The sequence below is a fragment of the Paenibacillus sp. J31R30 genome (genome assembly GCF_059692115.1).
On sequence record NZ_JCAUAV010000011.1, the window covers coordinates 79320 to 96727 of the forward strand.

The following is a 17408-nucleotide window of genomic DNA, read 5'->3' on the forward strand; positions in this document are numbered from 1 at the left end:
ACTTTGTTCACTATAGGAAAAAGCTTAACCCGATGTTATCGAATTAAGCTCACTTGATCATTTTGTATAGGAATGGTGATAAATTTATTAGGCAATTTGTTTATGCATTACATCGCTGGTTCGATAAGGCCGTACTTGCCATCGTCCCGTTTGTACACGACGTTGACCGTGTCTGTTTCCATATTCGAGAAAACAAAGAAGTTATGACCCACCATATTCATCTGGAGAATCGCTTCTTCCACGTCCATCGGCTTCAAATTGAAGCGTTTGTTACGTACGAGTTCGAAGTCCTCTTCTTCTTCCATATAGGAAGCTGCTGCGACCTCTACCTTGAACAAATCACGTTTGCCGCCTTCTTGGCGAATTTTACGATTCGTTTTGGTCTTGTGCTTGCGAATTTGGCGCTCTAATTTGTCCACAACCAAATCAATGGATGCGTACATGTCGTTGTTGCGTTCTTCTGCTCTCAGTAGCACACCTGTTAGGGGAATGCTGACTTCGATGGCCTGAAGACCTTTAACCACACTTAGCTTTACTTGTACATCGGATGTAAGGGGAGCTTCAAAATACCTCTCTAGTCTATTCAACTTCTTGTCGACGTAGTCTCCGAGGGCTTCAGTAACTTCAAGGTGTTCTCCGCGAATGCTAATTTCCATAGTTAAACATCTCCCTTCCTTCTTACATTATACTACATTCCACCCCATCTTCATAATTCCTTTAAATTCCGAGCTAAACTTTTTTGATATCAAATAAAAAAACACCCCAGGTTAGTCCCTAGGGTGACTTTGTTCGTAGGTGTATGCGATGGCACAACGCGTGCCAAGTAATTATAGTCTGCTTACGTTTGCAGCTTGTGGTCCGCGTGCGCCTTCTACGATGTCAAACTCAACAGCTTGACCTTCGTCCAGCGTTTTGAAGCCTTCGGACTGAATCGCTGAGAAATGAACGAATACATCCCCGCCATCTTCACGCTCGATGAAACCATAGCCTTTTTCTGCGTTAAACCATTTCACTTTACCTTGCATAACGTACACAATCCTTTCGTTTTAAAAAATATAAAAAGAGTTCAACAAAATGTAAGCCCTTTCTTTTTGACTATAACACCAATCTGCTTGACCTGTCAATTTCTAACTTTCAATAAGAAAGAATATTTAGAAAATTCAAGTATATACATGCCGTGGATAACTGCAGAATTTGTAGAATCCTGTCATGACGGGATTATTTACACTTTATTAACAAACTTATCAACAGGTTTATGCACATTGTCCACAGGCTGTGATGAGAGAAATATGGATAACTCGAGGTGAAAGGGTTCATTTATTCACATGCTGGGGCCAGATCAGATTGTTTATCCACGGATTGCTGAGGCGGCTGAAGAAAACAGGGGATAAAGAAAAAACCTTCTGCCGCGGCAGAAGGTTTCTGTGGATAGGCTACTTCTTCTTGTCGAAGAAGTAGCTTTCTTGGGTATAAGGTTGCTCATACGCATTGTTATGCACACGAGCTCGTTCTATTTTATCGATTCCGCTTTTGGCTTCATCCTTTAATTGCTGCATGCGTCTCACAATCACGTCATCATATTGGAGAATGTCCTTAATGATCAGTTTTTGCTGATCATTAAAACTCTGATTCATTGATTGAAGTTGGTCAATAATGAGTTGCCTCTCCTCGACAAAACTTGCAAACTGCTCATCATCCATCCGATCCAGCTCTGCGATGATTGCTTGCGTTATCTGCTGTAACGTTTGGATAAGCTTATCCATGTTTCGATGCTAAAGAAAGCTTCGCTGCTTGAACCCACGTTTCTTTCAGTTCCACTAGATAGCCTAAAACTTCCTCGGCGGATTCCACTTGCTTCTTCGTATTCGCTTCGACTAGGCGGAATAGGAAATAGTCATACAAGCGTAACAGCTCGTCTGCTACAGGCGCCTTCTTATCCAAAGTGATAATAAACTCTTGGATGATGTCTTGAACTCTCATCAAATAGTTATTAGCATCTTGGTAATTCTTCTGAGAGAGTGCCTCAATGGCTTGCTTACAATATCGGATGGCACCATCTGATAACATGATGAGCAGCTGAGCTGGGCTCGCTGTTTGAATTGAATTTTGCATATATTTATTCTGCTGCGCCGAAATCATGCAAATACCCCCCTAAATTCTTGTCTTATTCGCTTATTACCTGCGCTCATCTACCATAGCTCCAGCCATTTCCCAAACTCTAGCTAGGAAATCAAGCGATTTCTCATTCGGGATTTCTCGAATAAGTTCGCCGTTGCTTTTATCTAATACTCTAACAATAATATGCTTGGTCTGTTCGTGAATTGAGAAATCAAGCGTTGTAGAAGTACCTTCTACCGCTTTAATCGCTCGCTCGATAGCCTTTACAAGCTGTTGCTCACTGATAGGAATATTCTGCCCTTGCGCTTGCGCTTGCTTTAAATCATGAACACTTTGAATGCCGTCATTGCTCGAAACTTTAGGTGCTGCAGGAGCTATGTTTACGCTAGGCTTTGGAACATTTCCAATCGATGGGTTCATACTCAAAGCAAAGACCTCCTAAAATAATAGTTATTACTAATATCGGTGGGAAACGTTCTATTATGAAGATCTATCTAACGTTTAGCCGTTATTTGAAGATAAGGATTGTGAAAGGTAATTACTTTGAGAATTGTAAGCCGTTAGATATTTTTCCATAGCTGTAAACTTCGCATAATAGGATTTTTCTTTCCCGGTAAGGCGATCTGACTCGCTGTTAATATCCTTTAAAGTCTTTTGCATAAGCTTCCCGATTACACTTTCATCATATTGGCTGCTTCCAGCACTTCCGGCTTTATCCTTAATTTTCGTAAAGGCTGTTTGGAAATCATCAAATACACGGACAAGCAATCCTGTTTTTGCACTGTCTGTCGCTGCATAAGGTTGGGAGAATAAGTTTTTAACAGCTTCTGGATCTGCTTGAATCGCTGCGCGTAGTTTCGTCTCATCGATATAAAGCTTTCCTTTATCCGAATAGTTACTTGAAGCGATACCGATGGAGGAAAGCGAATTGTACTGACTCCCAGTATCAACCCTAGAAGTCATATGATTTCGCATAGTACTAACCAATTCTTTTAAGCTGCTGTCATTACGAAACAATCCACTCTTGGCTTTACTTTCCCATGCTTTAACCTGATCTTCTGACATTGCTGCTCTTTGTTCGTCGGACAGAGGCTGAAAATCCTTGTAGACAGTTTCGTTAATTGCTTTGTTGAGTTTATCTAACATTTCGTTGTATTTACTTACAAAATCTTTGATGTTCTTTACTTCTGCATCAATATCCTTCGTAATAGTAGCCGATTGGGCGGTCGTCGTAACATTCTTGAGCGTGTAATTGACTCCCATTATTTTTACCGTATTGTTGGCTGAAGTTACCTCAGTACCGTTAAATTTAACTACCGCATCTTGAGCAAGATTGGCGTTCGACAAACCACTGGTTGCCGTAGTTGTCGCATAGGAACCAGCACTTCCGTTATAACCATTCTTATAATCAGCCGCAGCTGACCCAGCAAAACCGAGCTTTGTATCTAAAAATCCAGCCTGATCCGCAGAAATCGCTATTTTTGTGTTAGCGCCAGTTTCTTTCGTTTTCAAAATAAACTGTTTGAGTGTAGCGTCATAGATCGCCTTCACCTCTAGACTATTGCCAGAAGCATCTTTCGCCCCGTTAATCTTCGTAAGAACGTCAGCCATTTTATCTGTCGCACTAATTGCAACCGTTGCCGTGATTTGTTTGCCAGCTTGGTTTGTCACCTTAAGCGTCAGATTCGTTGGTGTATTTGTTAAAGTTGCATTTTGATCAACAACGAGATTCGATTTCATAGTTGCGGATTGGGCAAGTTTCGAAACTTCATAACTATAAGTTCCCTCAATCGCATCAGCTGTAGCTACTCCACTCATTGAATCTGTATTCGTAGTGGTTATTGAAAATGTACTATACGTGCTTGAGAGCTTCATATTAAAAAGCGTATTACTTCTAAAAGCGAACAAGTCACTATTCCATTGACGATAACCATCACTTTGCCAGGTATATTTTTGCTGATTTTGCTTCATCTTGTTTAACTTAACACTCTCAGCATCCATCATTTTCTTCACGAGTGCATCTGTATCAAGCCCCGAAGCCATACCGCTAATTCGATTGATTGTCGTCATCAGACCATACCTCCATCATCTATAAAACTAACAGCACGCATAGCTGTGTCCCTGTAGAAATCATATATTGTGTTTATCGGTCGAAACTTGTCTTTTATGAATAGCAAAAAAGACTTCTCATAAAAAAGAAGCCCTGCTACAGTCAGTAAACGTATTGTGATCAATCTTTTAAGTAAATAAAGATACTCTACACTCTAATGTCCACACTACCCCCAAGATGAGGCTGCACGGACCGCTGAATGGCACTTGACTGACTTAACATTTCCGTCATATTCGTTGCCTGTATTTGCGCCGTATCCATGGCAATTCTCATCACGGATAGGCTCGCATCTTGCATTAAGTTGGATTGGCTCATCACCATAGATATACCTGCAATATCCATCTACTGTTCACCCTTTCAATGTTTCACGAATAAAAAAAGGAGACTCTAGAGAGTCTAGAGTCCCCTTCCGTAGGGCTAAGATTAGCCACGAAGCAATTGAAGAACGCCTTGTGGTTGTTGGTTTGCTTGTGCAAGCATCGCTTGAGCTGCTTGTGCAAGGATACTGTTTTTGGATTGGTTCATCATTTCTTTCGCCATATCTACGTCACGAATACGGGATTCAGCGGAAGTCAAGTTTTCGGAAGATGTGTTCAAGTTGTTGATTGTGTGATCCAAACGGTTTTGAACAGCACCTAAGTTACTACGTTGTTGGGAAACAACTTCGATTGCATTGTTAATGATTGTGATAGCTTTAGATGCAGATGCTGCTGTGCTTACGTCAAGAACATACTCAGTGGAAGAACCATTTTTAACTGTGCTTGCTCCGTAAGTAACATCAGCTACGCTACCATCCAATAGTGTATCTGTTTGTCCAGCTGCGTTTGAACTAGAAGTCAATCCAAGTGCTTTGGAACGCATATCGGCAATAGCTACATTCATAGCTTGACCACTGTTAGCACCGATTTGGAAGCTAACGGAAGCATCTTTACCGTCAGCACCTGTAGCGGAAGTTGTATTAAACCCAAGATCTGAAGCTCCTGAGCTTCCTGCTACTGCACCAAATGTAATTTGGCTAGCTGCGCCTTGTTTACCACTTGTAACTTCGAAGCGAACACGATCTGTATCCGCTACTGCAAGTGCTTTGATATCAACAAGCTCTCTTTGAGGGAGTGTGGAATTCGCAGTATTCCATGCTTGGATTTGAGTGTTAATACCTGTTTTCAAGGCACTTGCTAAAATGTCTTTATCAGTGTAGTCGCCAGCAGCCAGAGCCACAGCGTAAGTGTTACCATCTACATTGACAGATAGTGTATCATTTTTTGCTAAACCGGCTGTTAGAGTAGCGCTTGATAATCCAGAAAGTCCAGCAGCTACACCAGTGATGGAAGTTACTCCATTACCTTTACCTGCACTTGTAGCAGCAGTGCCAATTTGGATCGAGCTTCCAAGTGCTGCAGTTGATGAGAATGTAACATCACCTGCAACTGTTGTAGCGTCAGCATCTGCTGCTGCTGCTGCATCAAATTTCGAATCGATTTCTGTCGCTAGTAGATCAGGGGAGTTATAAGTACCATTAGCTAATGTTACTGTTACTGATTTAGTTGTTGCTCCGCCGTCTTTCGTGTAGTTAACAACCAATTGATTGTTAGCAGCATTACCATTGGCAGCTACGTCTGCACCTGCTCCAGTAGTTCCATTAAATAGAGCAGTAGCTGCGTTACCACCTACGATGCTAATTTTACTGTTAGCACCTTTGTCTAAAGCACCATCTGTAATTACAAGATTATTCCCTACCATCGCTACGGAAATATTAGCTGCATCAGTTGTTGGTCCACCAGTATTCCCAGCTCCGCCACCTGCACCAGCTGCTGTTGCTTGGAAAGCTGTGCGAAGTGCAGCTTGCATGTTTGCTGCTAATGCATTGTTGTCTGCACCACCAGCAAATGTTACTGTACGTACTGTATTACCAATTTGAACCGTAAGTTCATTTGTTGTAGGTGTAACAGCAGCGGATAATTCAGTACCTGCTCCACCTGTTGTTACTTTACCACTTGTGTAGCTACCAACAGTACCATCATGAATTGTTACTGCTGCACTAACAGCTGCGCCTACACCAGTACCTGCAGTTGCTGTAGTTCTAACAGTAAATTTGTCGGCAAGTGCGCCAATTTTTGCAATGGATGCGCCATCTTTAACAGCAGCAGTTGCTTCTGTTTTGTCTTTTGCACCATTGATTAGTTTTTGTGTATTGAACTCAGTTGTGTTACCAATACGGTTGATTTCATCCGATAGTTGGTTTACTTCTGATTGAATGCTTTTACGGTCAGCATCAGTGTTCGTACCGTTTGAAGATTGTACAGCCAATTCACGCATACGTTGAAGAATGTCGTGAGTTTCGTTCAATGCACCCTCAGCTGTTTGGATCATGGAGATACCATCTTGCGCGTTACGGGAAGCTTGATCTAGACCACGGATTTGACCGCGCATTTTTTCGGAGATTGCAAGACCAGCTGCGTCGTCACCTGCACGGTTGATACGAAGACCGGAAGACAATTTCTCGATAGATTTAGATTGGTTAGCTGTGTTAGTGGATAATTGACGGTGTGTGTTCTGTGCTGTTACGTTGTGATTAATTCTCATTGGTAATTCCTCCCTGAATATATGAATTCCACATCCATGTGGATTAGCGTTTCTTCCAGGTCGGCCGCCCTTGGAATCGCTCATACTATTAATATCGACAGGGGGCGACTATTTCTGAAGTCCTATTTTCGCGAAATTCCGACATTTGGTTTCATAATGACTCTAATATCGTTTTTTCTCGCCTATTGTTAGCCTATTTACTCTGTTTTTCTCGTTTTTTTGAACATTTCATTGAGACCGTTATAATTTGATGCACTGCCAAGGGCATCCTTGTTAGCTTGCTGGATCGATAGGTAGATTTCTTTTCGGAATACTTCAACACTTTTGGGAGCTGAAATACCTAATCGAACTGTGTCCCCTTCCGTACCCAATACGATAAGTTCAATATTATCACCAATCATAATAGCTTCACCTTTTTTACGAGTTAGAACAAGCATGCCTGTCACCCCTTATTTGTCATCGGATGGAACCGATTGCATCAATTTATGTTTGGCGTTGTAGGAAGAGCCATGTAGAATGACCTGCTTCCCTAACCTCGTATTCACATTCACAATGATAGGTGCTAATAAGTTTAAAGTCGCTTCTTCAAGTTTTTCCCCTACGGACACAACTGACCAAACTGCCACATCCTCCTTGCCTCCAATCCCCAGCTCAGTAACGACACTATCTGATAATTCCAGATCATAATCGGGGAAGAACTCGAATGGATTCGTTAATAACAGTGCTACATTCCCATCATCCACACACTGTAAGAAGATAAACGGCGACTCCATATCGGGTTGAATGAAGATATAACTAATAAACTGCTCAAACCCTGGAATCCCCTGCGGGAATGTGAAAACCTCCTGCTCGGCGATGGTTATTTCACCGAACTGCAACGTGGTTATATTCATGAGTGGCAACTCCTATACGGATTAGTGGTTTGGAATAAACAAAAAAACTATAGATTAGGCAATCTACAGTTCAAACTATACCCTACTTTGTTGAGCAATCATACTTTCATGTCGATCTCTGGAGGAATCATCTCAACCTTCGGATATTGCTTCATATAGATCGAGACCTTGCCAGGTGTGTAAGATATTTCAGCTTGATGCGGCGTGATCTGAATGTCAACACTGCCTGGATTCACATTGATCTCAACCTTGTTCGCCGTATAATCAAGATCGACATTATCATAAGAAGCCTCACCTAGATAGTTCATGCTGCTTGGTTCAAAAGCCCGCTCTGCTGCCATATCGGCAATTGGGTTACCACCCTTTTCAATAGCCGCCAGTCGATTCCCTTTCTCTACAATGCTTGCGATTCCCTGTAGAGCTATATTCTTCGACTCGCTGTAAATCCGATTCATAAAAGTCGTGTGGCTTCCCATCCCTAACGCGTCCCAAGCACGACTCTGATCAATGTGCAGTTCCCCTTGAGGGGAGCGTATTTCCATGGTTAGCGGAGTGGTATGCATCTCCATGTCCGCTTTAGGCTGACGAATATCCCACTGCCCACGCTGAGCATCTATGCCAATTTGGCCAGACTGGATATCAAGTCTAATCGATGGTACGGACGACATGACCTACACCGCCTTATTTGAGAAAATCAACTAGACTTGGACGTATAATCTGAGAACCTATCGACAAGGAGGCTTCGTAAACATTCTGCGAAGTTTTAAGGTTCGTCATTGCTTCAGCAACATCTACATCTTCTACTCTAGTTTGCAGTGTCTGGAGATTAGTGTTGATATCCTTCAGGCGTTCATTCGATAAATCCACACGGTTCATCTTGGCGCCTACATCAGCGCGAACAGATAAGAAGCTTTCCATTCTGGTATCCAGGCGAGCTAGACCATCACTGATCCCCTTAAAATCACTCGTCCCCATTGCGGTCATTAAATCTTGCATAATTTTAAATGCATTGTCCGCATCTGTTGATTTGCCAAACACTTGATCGCCTGTAATATTTACGGAAATCCGTACACCTGCACCAATTTCATATTGAATGGATGAGCTATCCGCATCGGTTATTGCAGCATTGTCCTCCGTATACGGCGCTAAATCTGTCAACTGACCATTGAATACATGCTTACCATTAAATTCACTATTGCCCAACTCGACGAGTTGACTGTATAACTGCTTGATCTCGCTATTAATAGCGTCTTCTGCTGTTTGAGGGTTCGATCCATTAGCTGCAGATACAGTAAGCTCCCGTACTCGCTGCAGGACCTCATTAGTCTTGCCTAACGTTGAATCTGTATAATCCAACCAAGATGTAGCCGACTCCACATTCGCTTGGTATTGATCATTCGCGGACAGTTCACTGCGGTACCTCATAGCAAAACTTAGTCCTACCGGATCATCCGAAGGTTTATTTATTCTTCTGCCTGTTGCTAGCTGATTCTGCAGGTTATCCATACGATTGAGATTCGTCCCCAAATTGCGAACCATCTGGGTATTAATCATCGTTTGCGTGATTCTAGTTGGCATTGAATCCCCACCTTATACAAATTAATTATTATCTACCGACTGTGCCCATACTGTTAATTACTTTATCTAACATTTCATCAAATGTGGTTAATGATCTAGCCGCAGCGTTATAGGCGTGTTGATATTTAATCATGTCCGCCATCTCTTCATCCAAAGACACACCGCTAACAGACTGTCTTCTCGAGTCAACCTGATCCACTAGTGCTTGTTGGTTCGTTGTTTGCCTCGTTGCTTCTTGAGACTGTACGCCTAATTGACCTACAATGGCACGGAGAAACTCGTCGAATGTACCGCTAGTCAAAAGCGGCGTTCCGTTAGAGCTTGGATCAAAGTCAAACTTCTGATTCTGGAACGATGCTAATGCTAACGCGATATCGTTATTCCCTCTTACTACTTTGGTACTGCCATCTGTATCCACATAAGTACGAGAAGAAGCAGCAATATTAGCCACTTTTTTGACGATTTCTGGATTTACAGTGAGACTGTTTGCATTAAACTCCGTAGCGCCATCTTTTAAAGTAAAGAAAGGGATTCCGCTTTTCGGAGGATCTTCCAAGGTATATCCCAATGCGTGTAGACCGTTAATTCCGCTAACCGTTACTTTCGTATCAGCCGCTAAGGTGCTTCCTGGTGTCGCGCCGGTAAGTGTTGCGCCAGCGGGGATCACTGCACCTGCAGGTAAAGTTATCGTTACTGGACCTTGGACAAGAGCCTTCACCATAGAATTGAATTGAAATTTATAACTATCTAAATATTGATCTCGGGAAGCAAGCATTCCATAGATTTCGCCGCTCTGCAAATCATTGGATTGCAAATTAGCAGCAACTGAACTGGCATCAAGCGGGGTCGTTACATTGATTCCATTAACCAGCTCAACGCTTCCCATTCTCAACGTATATCCGCCTGTTGTATCAACTGCGGTTATATTAACTATTTTGGACAAATTATCTACTAATAGATCCCTCTGATCTCTTAGATCATTGGCGTTATTGCCTAATCCTTCTATTTTAAATATTTCGTTATTCAAATTGGCAACTTGCTTCAACATCGTATTGGCTTCAGAAACCTTAACGGATATATTATTTGTCAGATTCGCTGATAAATCATCCAATTGCTTCCCTGTATGATTGAAAGCATCCGTCATGGCTAACGCTTTTTCCTTAAGCGCGGCACGAGCTGTCAAGTTATCAGGTTCCTTACTGACATCCTGCCAAGCACTCCAAAAGCCCTCCACCACTTGCCTGATCCCTGTATCAGAAGGCTCGCTCACGATAGCTTCCAACTTCTCTAACGTATCTCTGCGAATGGTCCACTCGCCTAAGGTCTTGTTCTCGTCATAAAATTGCGTATCCAGAAACTTTTCGCGAACTCGCTTGATTTGGTCGAATTCAACACCCTGTCCCAATTGACCTGGAACTGCGCTTCTTGTCATGCTCGCAGGTTCATAAGGGAGAGATGCAACCATATTTACTCTTTGTCTCGTATATCCTTGCGTATTCGCATTCGCTACGTTATGTCCAGTCGTCTGTAAGGCCGTTTGTTGTGCAAATAAACTTCGCTTTGAAATTTCAATGCCAGAGAATGTAGATCCCACAGCTATTCCCCCTAGATGTTCATAATCAGATACAATTTGAAGCTACGCCCTTCTGTCAAACAGCCCTGCTCGCTTATCACTTTTCTGCTGGGCAGGATTCCGATAAACGACATCATCTTCAGAGGGTCCCATCACAAGATCAATCGTATAATCTATAAACGAAAGTGATTGCTGAATCAATTGTTGATTGGATGTGTTGATCTCTTTCAACTTCACCAAGACAACCATAAGCTGCTTATGTGCGTGTAAAAGGGCTTGCTTCTCTTCCGCTTTGAAAATCAGCCTAATCAAGTCACTCACCGTTACCTGAGGATTTGGGTTATAGCCACGCGAAATTAAGTACTTGCCGGTTTCATGTAACCGCTGCTTATCCAGCTCGCTAATATGCCTTACAAGCTTGCTCTCTTTATTAACAATCACATTAAGCTGATTTACGTTATTGCTGACTAGTTCCTGAGTCTTCTCTCTGGAAAGCTCCAACAGCGATTCATGCGCCTCAAGAAGCTGTTCCAATATCGTAATCAACGGTTGAATAGACATGGCGATCTCCTAATCCTTAAAAATCTATAAACAGTTATTTCAAATAGGGAAGAAGCTTCTCTGCAATTTTCTTAGCATCTACGTGATAGGTCCCAGATGAAACTGAATTCTTCAATGATTCGATTCTGAGGCTTTGCTCTTCCGTACGAGCAGCCCCTGAAGCTCCTAGAAGTTCCTTGGCTTCCGCAGAGATCTCAACCTGATCCTTCACTTTGCCCTTCTTACCAACTGACTGCGCAGAAGTCGCTTCTCCTGATTTCTTATACGGATTCACAGCGCCGATGCGGCTATTCTCATTTATTTTCATTCCGATACACTCCTATGTTCACTGACCTGGAAAAATAAAAAACCGATAATCGTTAGTACTATTATCGGCATCTTCTATATGAAACTTTATATCTCTGTAGACCTATTTCGAATTAACGCTTATTTTTCAGTCGTTCATGTATGTTAAAGGTCACCTTATTCTCTTGCTGTCTACGTTCTTCATCCCGCCGTTGATCCGCTGCATGATTACTGACATCTTTCACAAGTTTCTGGCGACATAATTCACAAATCGTGTTCTCACGAATGAGAGTTCCACAAACCTCACACGGATAGGACATATTCGGAGCATTATAAATGGAGATTCGCCCGTCCCGAACAAACTTGGTGATTTGCTTAATTGTTACGCCCGTTGCTTCGCTTAATTCCGTAATGTTGACACCCTTGTTCTCGCGCAGATATTTCAAACACTTCTCATATTGTAATTCCTGCTCTTTCAAGCAATTCGGACAAAGCTCTACGAAGCCTTTCACAAATATTTTTCCGCAACGCGGACAATTTGCCACATTCATACCCATCGTATGGCCTCCTTTTAGTATTCCCAGTTTCCACTTTTTAATTCCAGTTTACCGCAATTCGACAGCTTTTGCCTATCCTTATTTTTGTGAAAATAAGACTAAACTGCTATTACCTCGCCCATGTGAGTCCATAAATTTCGACAGGAATCGACATACCCTCTTTTAAAGCCATTGCACATTGACTCATTGTACTTCCTGTTGTGTACACATCATCCACGATGTAAATGATTATCGTTCCACCTCGACCACCCATATCACGCTCGAAATTGGCAGCGACTTCAAATACATGTGCAAGATCGTCTAGCCTCTCACTACGTTTCTTAAAGCTTTGCTTATCGGTATGCTTAGAACGATTCAGCAAGCGTACGACCGGAAAGCCGACTCGCCTCCCCAGCTCTATAGCCATTTGCTCCGCTTGATTGAATCCACGCTCTTGCATACGCCGTTCGCTAACTGGTACGTAAGTGATGTACTCTCGCACCTCACCCGCTCCTATTAGCTGCGTTGCCGCCCTCTCTAGCTGCAGCAGCTGAAAAGCGTGAACAAGCATATGGCCGAGAACTGCCTTCAAGCGTTCATCCCCTCGATATTTATACCTGGCTAATAGCTCTTTCATCACTTCATCATATCGGACGGCACTCCGATTTCTAGAGAAATGGGCATGCGGCTTCCGGCGACAATCTGGACAGTACTCACCTCTTCCGCAGGATGTACAAACTACCTTACGAATCCATGGAATTCGTGTGTAGCACGTGTGACAAAGCCCTAGCTCGCCATTCTCTAAGCTGGACATTTGTTTACACAATAAACAAGCATCTCTCTTGGGACTTAACAGCGAAAATAACGCATTCTCCATTTGTCTCCACCACTTGCTCATTACACGCCTCCTTGCAGAAAACCCTGTTTACGGGCTATGCGATTCATTGTACGGATCTGCCTAACGGCTTCTTTCTGGGATTTTGAGATTTCGGCAGCAGCAAAATACACCTTCCCATGCGGGTCATCCTTCGACCTCCCGGCACGCCCCGCCATCTGGACGAGTGCAGCTTCGTCGAATAACCCTGAGTCTGCGTCCAAAATAAAAACATCCGATTGGGGCACGGTCACCCCTCGCTCAAGGATGGTCGTCGTGACCAGCACACGGATTTTCCGATTGCGGAAAAGCTGCACCTTCTCGGTACGCGACAGGTCCTTGGAGGAGGTTCCCTCCACACGAACAATGGTTTCATCACGTTTTAACTTATTTCTCAATAGCTCGACCATCGGCTCCACGAGCTGGATATTGGGGACAAAGATAAAAACTTGCGCACCACGTTCAATGGAAACTTCCAAGCGGGATTGAATCGACAACGGAATGGTTTGTGCAGCGATGAATTTTCTTACTGTTGGAGTAGAAATTAACAGAGGGACAGGCAGGGGATGTTTATGAAAACGTACGGGTACGCGTACATGCGGTAAGCGCCCTCGCTCAGCAGCTCGCCTAATGAGCACAGGAGGCGTTGCCGACAGCAAGATATTCGTACCGCTAGGCTTGCATACGTTCTCAGCAGCGTGGCTGAGCATCGGGTTGTTGTGATACGGGAAGGCATCGATTTCATCGATGATGACGAGGTCAAAGGCTTGATGAAAGCGCAACAGCTGATGCGTGGTTGCGATGGTGATCTGCCCTTGCTCCCAGCGCTGCTCGCTGCCTCCATACAGCGTGACCACGCTGTAGTTAGCGAACGCCCGCTGGATGCGCGGTTCTAGCTCTAATACCACGTCCTTGCGTGGTGTTGCAATCAGGACACGCCCGCCACGGGCGGCGGTGTAGTGAATGAACGGGAAGATCATCTCCGTCTTCCCGGCACCTGTGACGGCCCAGATGAGGAACTTCCCTGGGTCACTGGTTTGCTTTCCTTGAATATAGCTCAGCCCTTCAAGGGAAGCTTTGGTTTGCGCATCACTTAGCCCCCAGGGTGCTATGTATGTTTGTAACTCTTCAACGCCGTCCCCCTCAGAGATCATTTCAGCTGAGCCTCCTAGAACAAGCAAGGAACAGGAGCGAACCCGCCCCATTGTGAGACACTCCTCACAGTAAGGACACGCTTGTCCGCAATGCAAGCATGGCGACCAGAACATTCGCTCCGCCCCGCTTCCGCAGCGTTTACACGCGTAATCCGAAACCTTCCTGAGCAACCGTCGCCAGTCACGCTTTTCTCGAATGTTCAAGCCGTTCGTGAGCACCACATCGCCGTTGAGGTAGGCAAGCTGCAGGTATGCCGGCCACAACGCCTCCAACCCAGCTAACGCTACACCAGATGCTTCAATTAGCTGCTGAAGCTCATCTACCAGCAAGGAACGCCCTCTGCAAGCTTCAACAAGGTTAATATATATGCTAGCCAACAGCTTAACGCTGTGAACATTCCCGCTACGGCAACTTCCTAAGCCCACCCTATCCGAACGTAGCTCAGCCACATTCGTCATTCCTATCGCCATTGCCTCGCGCTTAACCTTCTCTAGTAAATTACTCTCACTTTCCTTACTATCCGCTACACCTGGCTCCTTACTTAACCTCTCAACCAGTCGTACTCCCTGCCCTAAAGAAATAAAAGGTTCGAACAATACGAGGCCGGCGTCGGCTGCGTGTTGCTCGAACCAATATTGAATATCTGTCTGGGCGTGTACTGTAAATCGCCATTCCCACACATTTGCCTTGCGAACCGCATAGATCTGAACCTTCATTCCTCACCGTACTCTCTTCTTATCATACGTTATTGAAAGCGTTTACCATCAAATAACAGGGATCTTCACTAGATCCTCCCTGTTACTGAGATGAACAAGCACAACAGGATCTTCGTCATGCTGACTCAGAAAGTGATCAACCGCATCATAATCGGACTGTAAACGTAACTCCAACGCATACGTCTGAGATAATCGCTCAATAATCTCCCGTGTATCGTCGGACGAACCCTCATCTATGATGGTTGCTCTGACTTGGTTGCCTTTTACACGCGAAAAGAAAAACAACGAGCGAATAACCCACTCAATCTGATTTTGATTATTTTTGGTAACAAGTAAAATAGTAGCCGGTTTCTTTTTGGTCCCCTTACGGGCACCCAATAAGAGATGCAGCATGACAATGCTCACGCCATAGCAACCGAAGATACAAAGCAATCCAATCCACATAGCGGGTCCCTCCCTTACCTGCAGTGTATGCGGCAGAGCAAAGGGGGGTTCCTCTTAGTGCGGAATGGGAACAGTGTGGAAATTACAGCGTTACCCAACCATTTTTGATTGCAATAATTACCGCTTGTGTACGGTCATCGACTTCCATTTTTTGAAGAATACTACTTACGTGGTTTTTCACTGTTTTCTCACTGATATACAGGAATTCACCGATCAGCTTATTGCTTTTGCCTTCTGCCATAAGACGAAGCACTTCTGCTTCCCTCTTGGTCAGTGGGCTGTTCGCATTATGTATGTATTTCAGCGCGGAATCCTTTACGCCTGTGCCTGTTCCAACTACACCAGCGTCATCCAGATACGTCATACGTCTTAGTTGATTAATAAGCTTGCCCGTTACTTTAGGATGAATGTAGGCATGTCCTGCAACAACAGAACGAATCGCATTAATAAGCGACTCCGCTTCCATATCCTTCAACAAGTAGCCTGAAGCCCCTTTACGCAATGTTTCAAACACATAGCTTTCATCATCATGAATAGAGAGAATGATGACTTTGATATCAGGAAAGATTAGCTTCAAACGTTCTGTTGCGATTACACCGTTCTCAAGGGGCATATTAATGTCCATGAGCACAATATCTGGTGTGATTTGATTACACAATTCAATGACTTGGATGCCATCGCCACACTCACCGATAACTTCCATATCATCTTCCATATTAATGATTCGTTTTACACCTTCACGAAATAGCTGATGATCGTCTGCAATGACAATATGTACATTGCGTTTATGACTCGCCGTGTTGTCCATTCTAGTTATCCTCCTTGTTCTCTCCAACGCCGCCGATAGGGATGAGCATCGTAATTTTTGTTCCTGAATCTTTCTCGGACTCCAGAACCATCGTACCTTCTAGCAGCTCTACACGCTCTCGCATTCCCAGTAAACCAAAGTTATTTCCCTTGGCTATTCTTTGTTCTGTTAACGGCACATTAAAGCCAATTCCGTTATCTACAACATAGATTTGTACTTGATCTGGTTCTAACGTGAGTTCAACAGACAAGAAGGTTGCTTTGGCATGCTTGTTTACATTCGATAAAGCTTCCTGCACCAATCGGAAAATCGCGATTTCTAACCCGGACGGTATGCGTGTCTCTTTTCCAACCAAGTTGAATTGTGTGTGGATTCGATATTTATCTTCGAAATCCTGCACATATTTCCGTAATGTAGGTACAATCCCTAAATCATCGAGCGCCATTGGCCGGAGGTTGAAGATAATCTTCCGAACCTCCTCAAGGCCATTTCTGACTTGTCCCTTTAAATCGATTAACTCATCCTTCACCGCCGAAATATCTTCCTTCATGAGCATGCGATGGGCAATTTCAGTCCGAAGCACGACGTTCGCCAAGGTTTGAGCCATGCCGTCATGAATTTCTCGAGCGATTCGTTTGCGTTCTTCTTCTTGAGCCAAAATAATCTTCAGCCCCAGCAGTTGTCGATTCTTAGCAGACTCAATTATACGTGTTAACTGATTGAGATCCCCTGATAAGTATTCTAATGCCACATTCATCTGAGAGACGATCGTTTCGGCGCGTTCCACCTGCTTGTCCACATTTTTCATGCGAACCTGCAAGTCATTGCGGCGGATCTTGAGATTATTCTCTTTTTCCCGCGCAACGGTTAGCTGTAATTGAAAAGCGATAGCGGCTTCATAAGCAATCTTGATATCTTCTTCACGATACTTGTTGAAATCACGACTAACTTCCGTCAGCCGGATCCGCGACCTCTTGTATTCTTTCTCTAACATATCCACGAGATCAATCGTGACACCCGTCTCATGCTTAATGTCATTCAGCTCTCGAGCAAGTGACTCCTTCTCTAAGCGTGATGACTCAGCAATTTCAAACAATTGATACTTGCTGCTCTCCATGACGTTAATGGCATTGGTAATGACCTGGTCTATAGCGTCTGGTTGCACATGAAACGA

The 17408-nt window shown here is 43.8% G+C and carries 21 protein-coding genes; all 21 read right to left on the minus strand.

Annotated elements, in window-relative coordinates; all coding sequences use genetic code 11:
• Positions 1–107: 107 nt before the first annotated feature.
• The 21 genes from hpf to AC58QO_RS26700 all read right to left on the minus strand — a co-directional run bounded on the left by hpf (position 108) and on the right by AC58QO_RS26700 (position 17399).
• The gene (gene hpf, locus AC58QO_RS26600; protein WP_497270878.1) at positions 108–656 is read right to left on the minus strand and encodes a ribosome hibernation-promoting factor, HPF/YfiA family; all 549 of its coding nucleotides are present in this window, start codon (positions 654–656) and stop codon (positions 108–110) included.
• Between the two features lie 171 nt (positions 657–827).
• A complete protein-coding gene (locus AC58QO_RS26605) occupies positions 828–1025 on the minus strand; it encodes a cold shock domain-containing protein (RefSeq protein ID WP_028556842.1) in 198 nt (65 codons plus the stop codon).
• A gap of 408 nt (positions 1026–1433) precedes the next feature.
• Positions 1434–1763, minus strand: coding sequence for a flagellar protein FliT (gene fliT, locus AC58QO_RS26610; protein ID WP_497270880.1), 330 nt, complete (start codon positions 1761–1763; stop codon positions 1434–1436).
• Complete coding sequence (gene fliS, locus AC58QO_RS26615) at positions 1756–2139, minus strand: flagellar export chaperone FliS (protein WP_056611533.1); 384 nt, start codon at positions 2137–2139, stop codon at positions 1756–1758. The genes fliT and fliS overlap by 8 nt, the downstream gene beginning before the upstream one ends.
• A 36-nt stretch (positions 2140–2175) precedes the next feature.
• Positions 2176–2538: a flagellar protein FlaG gene (locus AC58QO_RS26620; RefSeq protein WP_497271042.1), complete on the minus strand. Its 363-nt coding sequence runs from the start codon at positions 2536–2538 to the stop codon at positions 2176–2178.
• A gap of 81 nt (positions 2539–2619) precedes the next feature.
• Positions 2620–4188, minus strand: a complete 1569-nt coding sequence (fliD, locus tag AC58QO_RS26625) for a flagellar filament capping protein FliD (protein ID WP_497270882.1) — start codon at positions 4186–4188, stop codon at positions 2620–2622.
• Positions 4189–4375: 187 nt separating this feature from the next.
• Positions 4376–4570 carry a YjfB family protein gene (locus AC58QO_RS26630; protein WP_497270884.1) on the minus strand — a complete coding sequence of 65 codons (195 nt, stop codon included), beginning with the start codon at positions 4568–4570 and terminating at the stop codon, positions 4376–4378.
• Positions 4571–4651: 81 nt separating this feature from the next.
• Complete coding sequence (locus tag AC58QO_RS26635; protein WP_497270886.1) at positions 4652–6811, minus strand: flagellin N-terminal helical domain-containing protein; 2160 nt, start codon at positions 6809–6811, stop codon at positions 4652–4654.
• A gap of 197 nt (positions 6812–7008) precedes the next feature.
• Positions 7009–7248: a carbon storage regulator CsrA gene (gene csrA / locus AC58QO_RS26640; RefSeq protein ID WP_497270888.1), complete on the minus strand. Its 240-nt coding sequence runs from the start codon at positions 7246–7248 to the stop codon at positions 7009–7011.
• A gap of 12 nt (positions 7249–7260) precedes the next feature.
• On the minus strand, positions 7261–7704 hold the full coding sequence (gene fliW, locus AC58QO_RS26645) for a flagellar assembly protein FliW (RefSeq protein WP_497270890.1): 444 nt from the start codon (positions 7702–7704) through the stop codon (positions 7261–7263).
• A 98-nt stretch (positions 7705–7802) separates the two neighbouring features.
• The gene (locus AC58QO_RS26650) at positions 7803–8372 is read right to left on the minus strand and encodes a DUF6470 family protein (RefSeq protein WP_497270892.1); all 570 of its coding nucleotides are present in this window, start codon (positions 8370–8372) and stop codon (positions 7803–7805) included.
• A gap of 13 nt (positions 8373–8385) precedes the next feature.
• Entirely contained in the window at positions 8386–9282 is an 897-nt protein-coding gene (gene flgL / locus AC58QO_RS26655) for a flagellar hook-associated protein FlgL (RefSeq protein WP_497270894.1), read from the minus strand.
• Positions 9283–9310: 28 nt separating this feature from the next.
• Positions 9311–10876, minus strand: coding sequence for a flagellar hook-associated protein FlgK (flgK, locus tag AC58QO_RS26660; protein WP_497270896.1), 1566 nt, complete (start codon positions 10874–10876; stop codon positions 9311–9313).
• Between the two features lie 42 nt (positions 10877–10918).
• Positions 10919–11416: a flagellar protein FlgN gene (locus AC58QO_RS26665; protein WP_497270898.1), complete on the minus strand. Its 498-nt coding sequence runs from the start codon at positions 11414–11416 to the stop codon at positions 10919–10921.
• A gap of 34 nt (positions 11417–11450) precedes the next feature.
• Complete coding sequence (gene flgM, locus AC58QO_RS26670) at positions 11451–11723, minus strand: flagellar biosynthesis anti-sigma factor FlgM (protein WP_497270900.1); 273 nt, start codon at positions 11721–11723, stop codon at positions 11451–11453.
• Positions 11724–11835: 112 nt separating this feature from the next.
• Entirely contained in the window at positions 11836–12258 is a 423-nt protein-coding gene (locus AC58QO_RS26675) for a flagellar protein (RefSeq protein ID WP_497270902.1), read from the minus strand.
• A gap of 109 nt (positions 12259–12367) precedes the next feature.
• Positions 12368–13135, minus strand: coding sequence for a ComF family protein (locus AC58QO_RS26680; RefSeq protein WP_497270904.1), 768 nt, complete (start codon positions 13133–13135; stop codon positions 12368–12370).
• A complete protein-coding gene (locus AC58QO_RS26685; protein ID WP_497270906.1) occupies positions 13135–14982 on the minus strand; it encodes an ATP-dependent helicase ComFA in 1848 nt (615 codons plus the stop codon). The genes AC58QO_RS26680 and AC58QO_RS26685 overlap by 1 nt, the downstream gene beginning before the upstream one ends.
• 48 nt (positions 14983–15030) lie before the next feature.
• Positions 15031–15426, minus strand: coding sequence for a hypothetical protein (locus AC58QO_RS26690; RefSeq protein WP_497270908.1), 396 nt, complete (start codon positions 15424–15426; stop codon positions 15031–15033).
• A gap of 82 nt (positions 15427–15508) precedes the next feature.
• On the minus strand, positions 15509–16234 hold the full coding sequence (locus tag AC58QO_RS26695; protein ID WP_497270910.1) for a response regulator: 726 nt from the start codon (positions 16232–16234) through the stop codon (positions 15509–15511).
• A gap of 1 nt (position 16235) precedes the next feature.
• On the minus strand, positions 16236–17399 hold the full coding sequence (locus AC58QO_RS26700; protein ID WP_497270912.1) for a sensor histidine kinase: 1164 nt from the start codon (positions 17397–17399) through the stop codon (positions 16236–16238).
• Between the last annotated feature and the right edge of the window lie 9 nt (positions 17400–17408).

Coding starts and splice junctions, on each gene's coding strand:
- hpf (WP_497270878.1), bottom strand. CDS start 656: ATGGAAATTAGCATTCGCGGAGAACACCTTGAAGTTACTGAAGCCCTC.
- AC58QO_RS26605 (WP_028556842.1), bottom strand. CDS start 1,025: ATGCAAGGTAAAGTGAAATGGTTTAACGCAGAAAAAGGCTATGGTTTC.
- fliT (WP_497270880.1), bottom strand. CDS start 1,763: ATGGATAAGCTTATCCAAACGTTACAGCAGATAACGCAAGCAATCATC.
- fliS (WP_056611533.1), bottom strand. CDS start 2,139: ATGATTTCGGCGCAGCAGAATAAATATATGCAAAATTCAATTCAAACA.
- AC58QO_RS26620 (WP_497271042.1), bottom strand. CDS start 2,538: ATGAACCCATCGATTGGAAATGTTCCAAAGCCTAGCGTAAACATAGCT.
- fliD (WP_497270882.1), bottom strand. CDS start 4,188: ATGACGACAATCAATCGAATTAGCGGTATGGCTTCGGGGCTTGATACA.
- AC58QO_RS26630 (WP_497270884.1), bottom strand. CDS start 4,570: ATGGATATTGCAGGTATATCTATGGTGATGAGCCAATCCAACTTAATG.
- AC58QO_RS26635 (WP_497270886.1), bottom strand. CDS start 6,811: ATGAGAATTAATCACAACGTAACAGCACAGAACACACACCGTCAATTA.
- csrA (WP_497270888.1), bottom strand. CDS start 7,248: ATGCTTGTTCTAACTCGTAAAAAAGGTGAAGCTATTATGATTGGTGAT.
- fliW (WP_497270890.1), bottom strand. CDS start 7,704: ATGAATATAACCACGTTGCAGTTCGGTGAAATAACCATCGCCGAGCAG.
- AC58QO_RS26650 (WP_497270892.1), bottom strand. CDS start 8,372: ATGTCGTCCGTACCATCGATTAGACTTGATATCCAGTCTGGCCAAATT.
- flgL (WP_497270894.1), bottom strand. CDS start 9,282: ATGCCAACTAGAATCACGCAAACGATGATTAATACCCAGATGGTTCGC.
- AC58QO_RS26665 (WP_497270898.1), bottom strand. CDS start 11,416: ATGTCTATTCAACCGTTGATTACGATATTGGAACAGCTTCTTGAGGCG.
- flgM (WP_497270900.1), bottom strand. CDS start 11,723: ATGAAAATAAATGAGAATAGCCGCATCGGCGCTGTGAATCCGTATAAG.
- AC58QO_RS26675 (WP_497270902.1), bottom strand. CDS start 12,258: ATGGGTATGAATGTGGCAAATTGTCCGCGTTGCGGAAAAATATTTGTG.
- AC58QO_RS26680 (WP_497270904.1), bottom strand. CDS start 13,135: ATGAGCAAGTGGTGGAGACAAATGGAGAATGCGTTATTTTCGCTGTTA.
- AC58QO_RS26685 (WP_497270906.1), bottom strand. CDS start 14,982: ATGAAGGTTCAGATCTATGCGGTTCGCAAGGCAAATGTGTGGGAATGG.
- AC58QO_RS26690 (WP_497270908.1), bottom strand. CDS start 15,426: ATGTGGATTGGATTGCTTTGTATCTTCGGTTGCTATGGCGTGAGCATT.
- AC58QO_RS26695 (WP_497270910.1), bottom strand. CDS start 16,234: ATGGACAACACGGCGAGTCATAAACGCAATGTACATATTGTCATTGCA.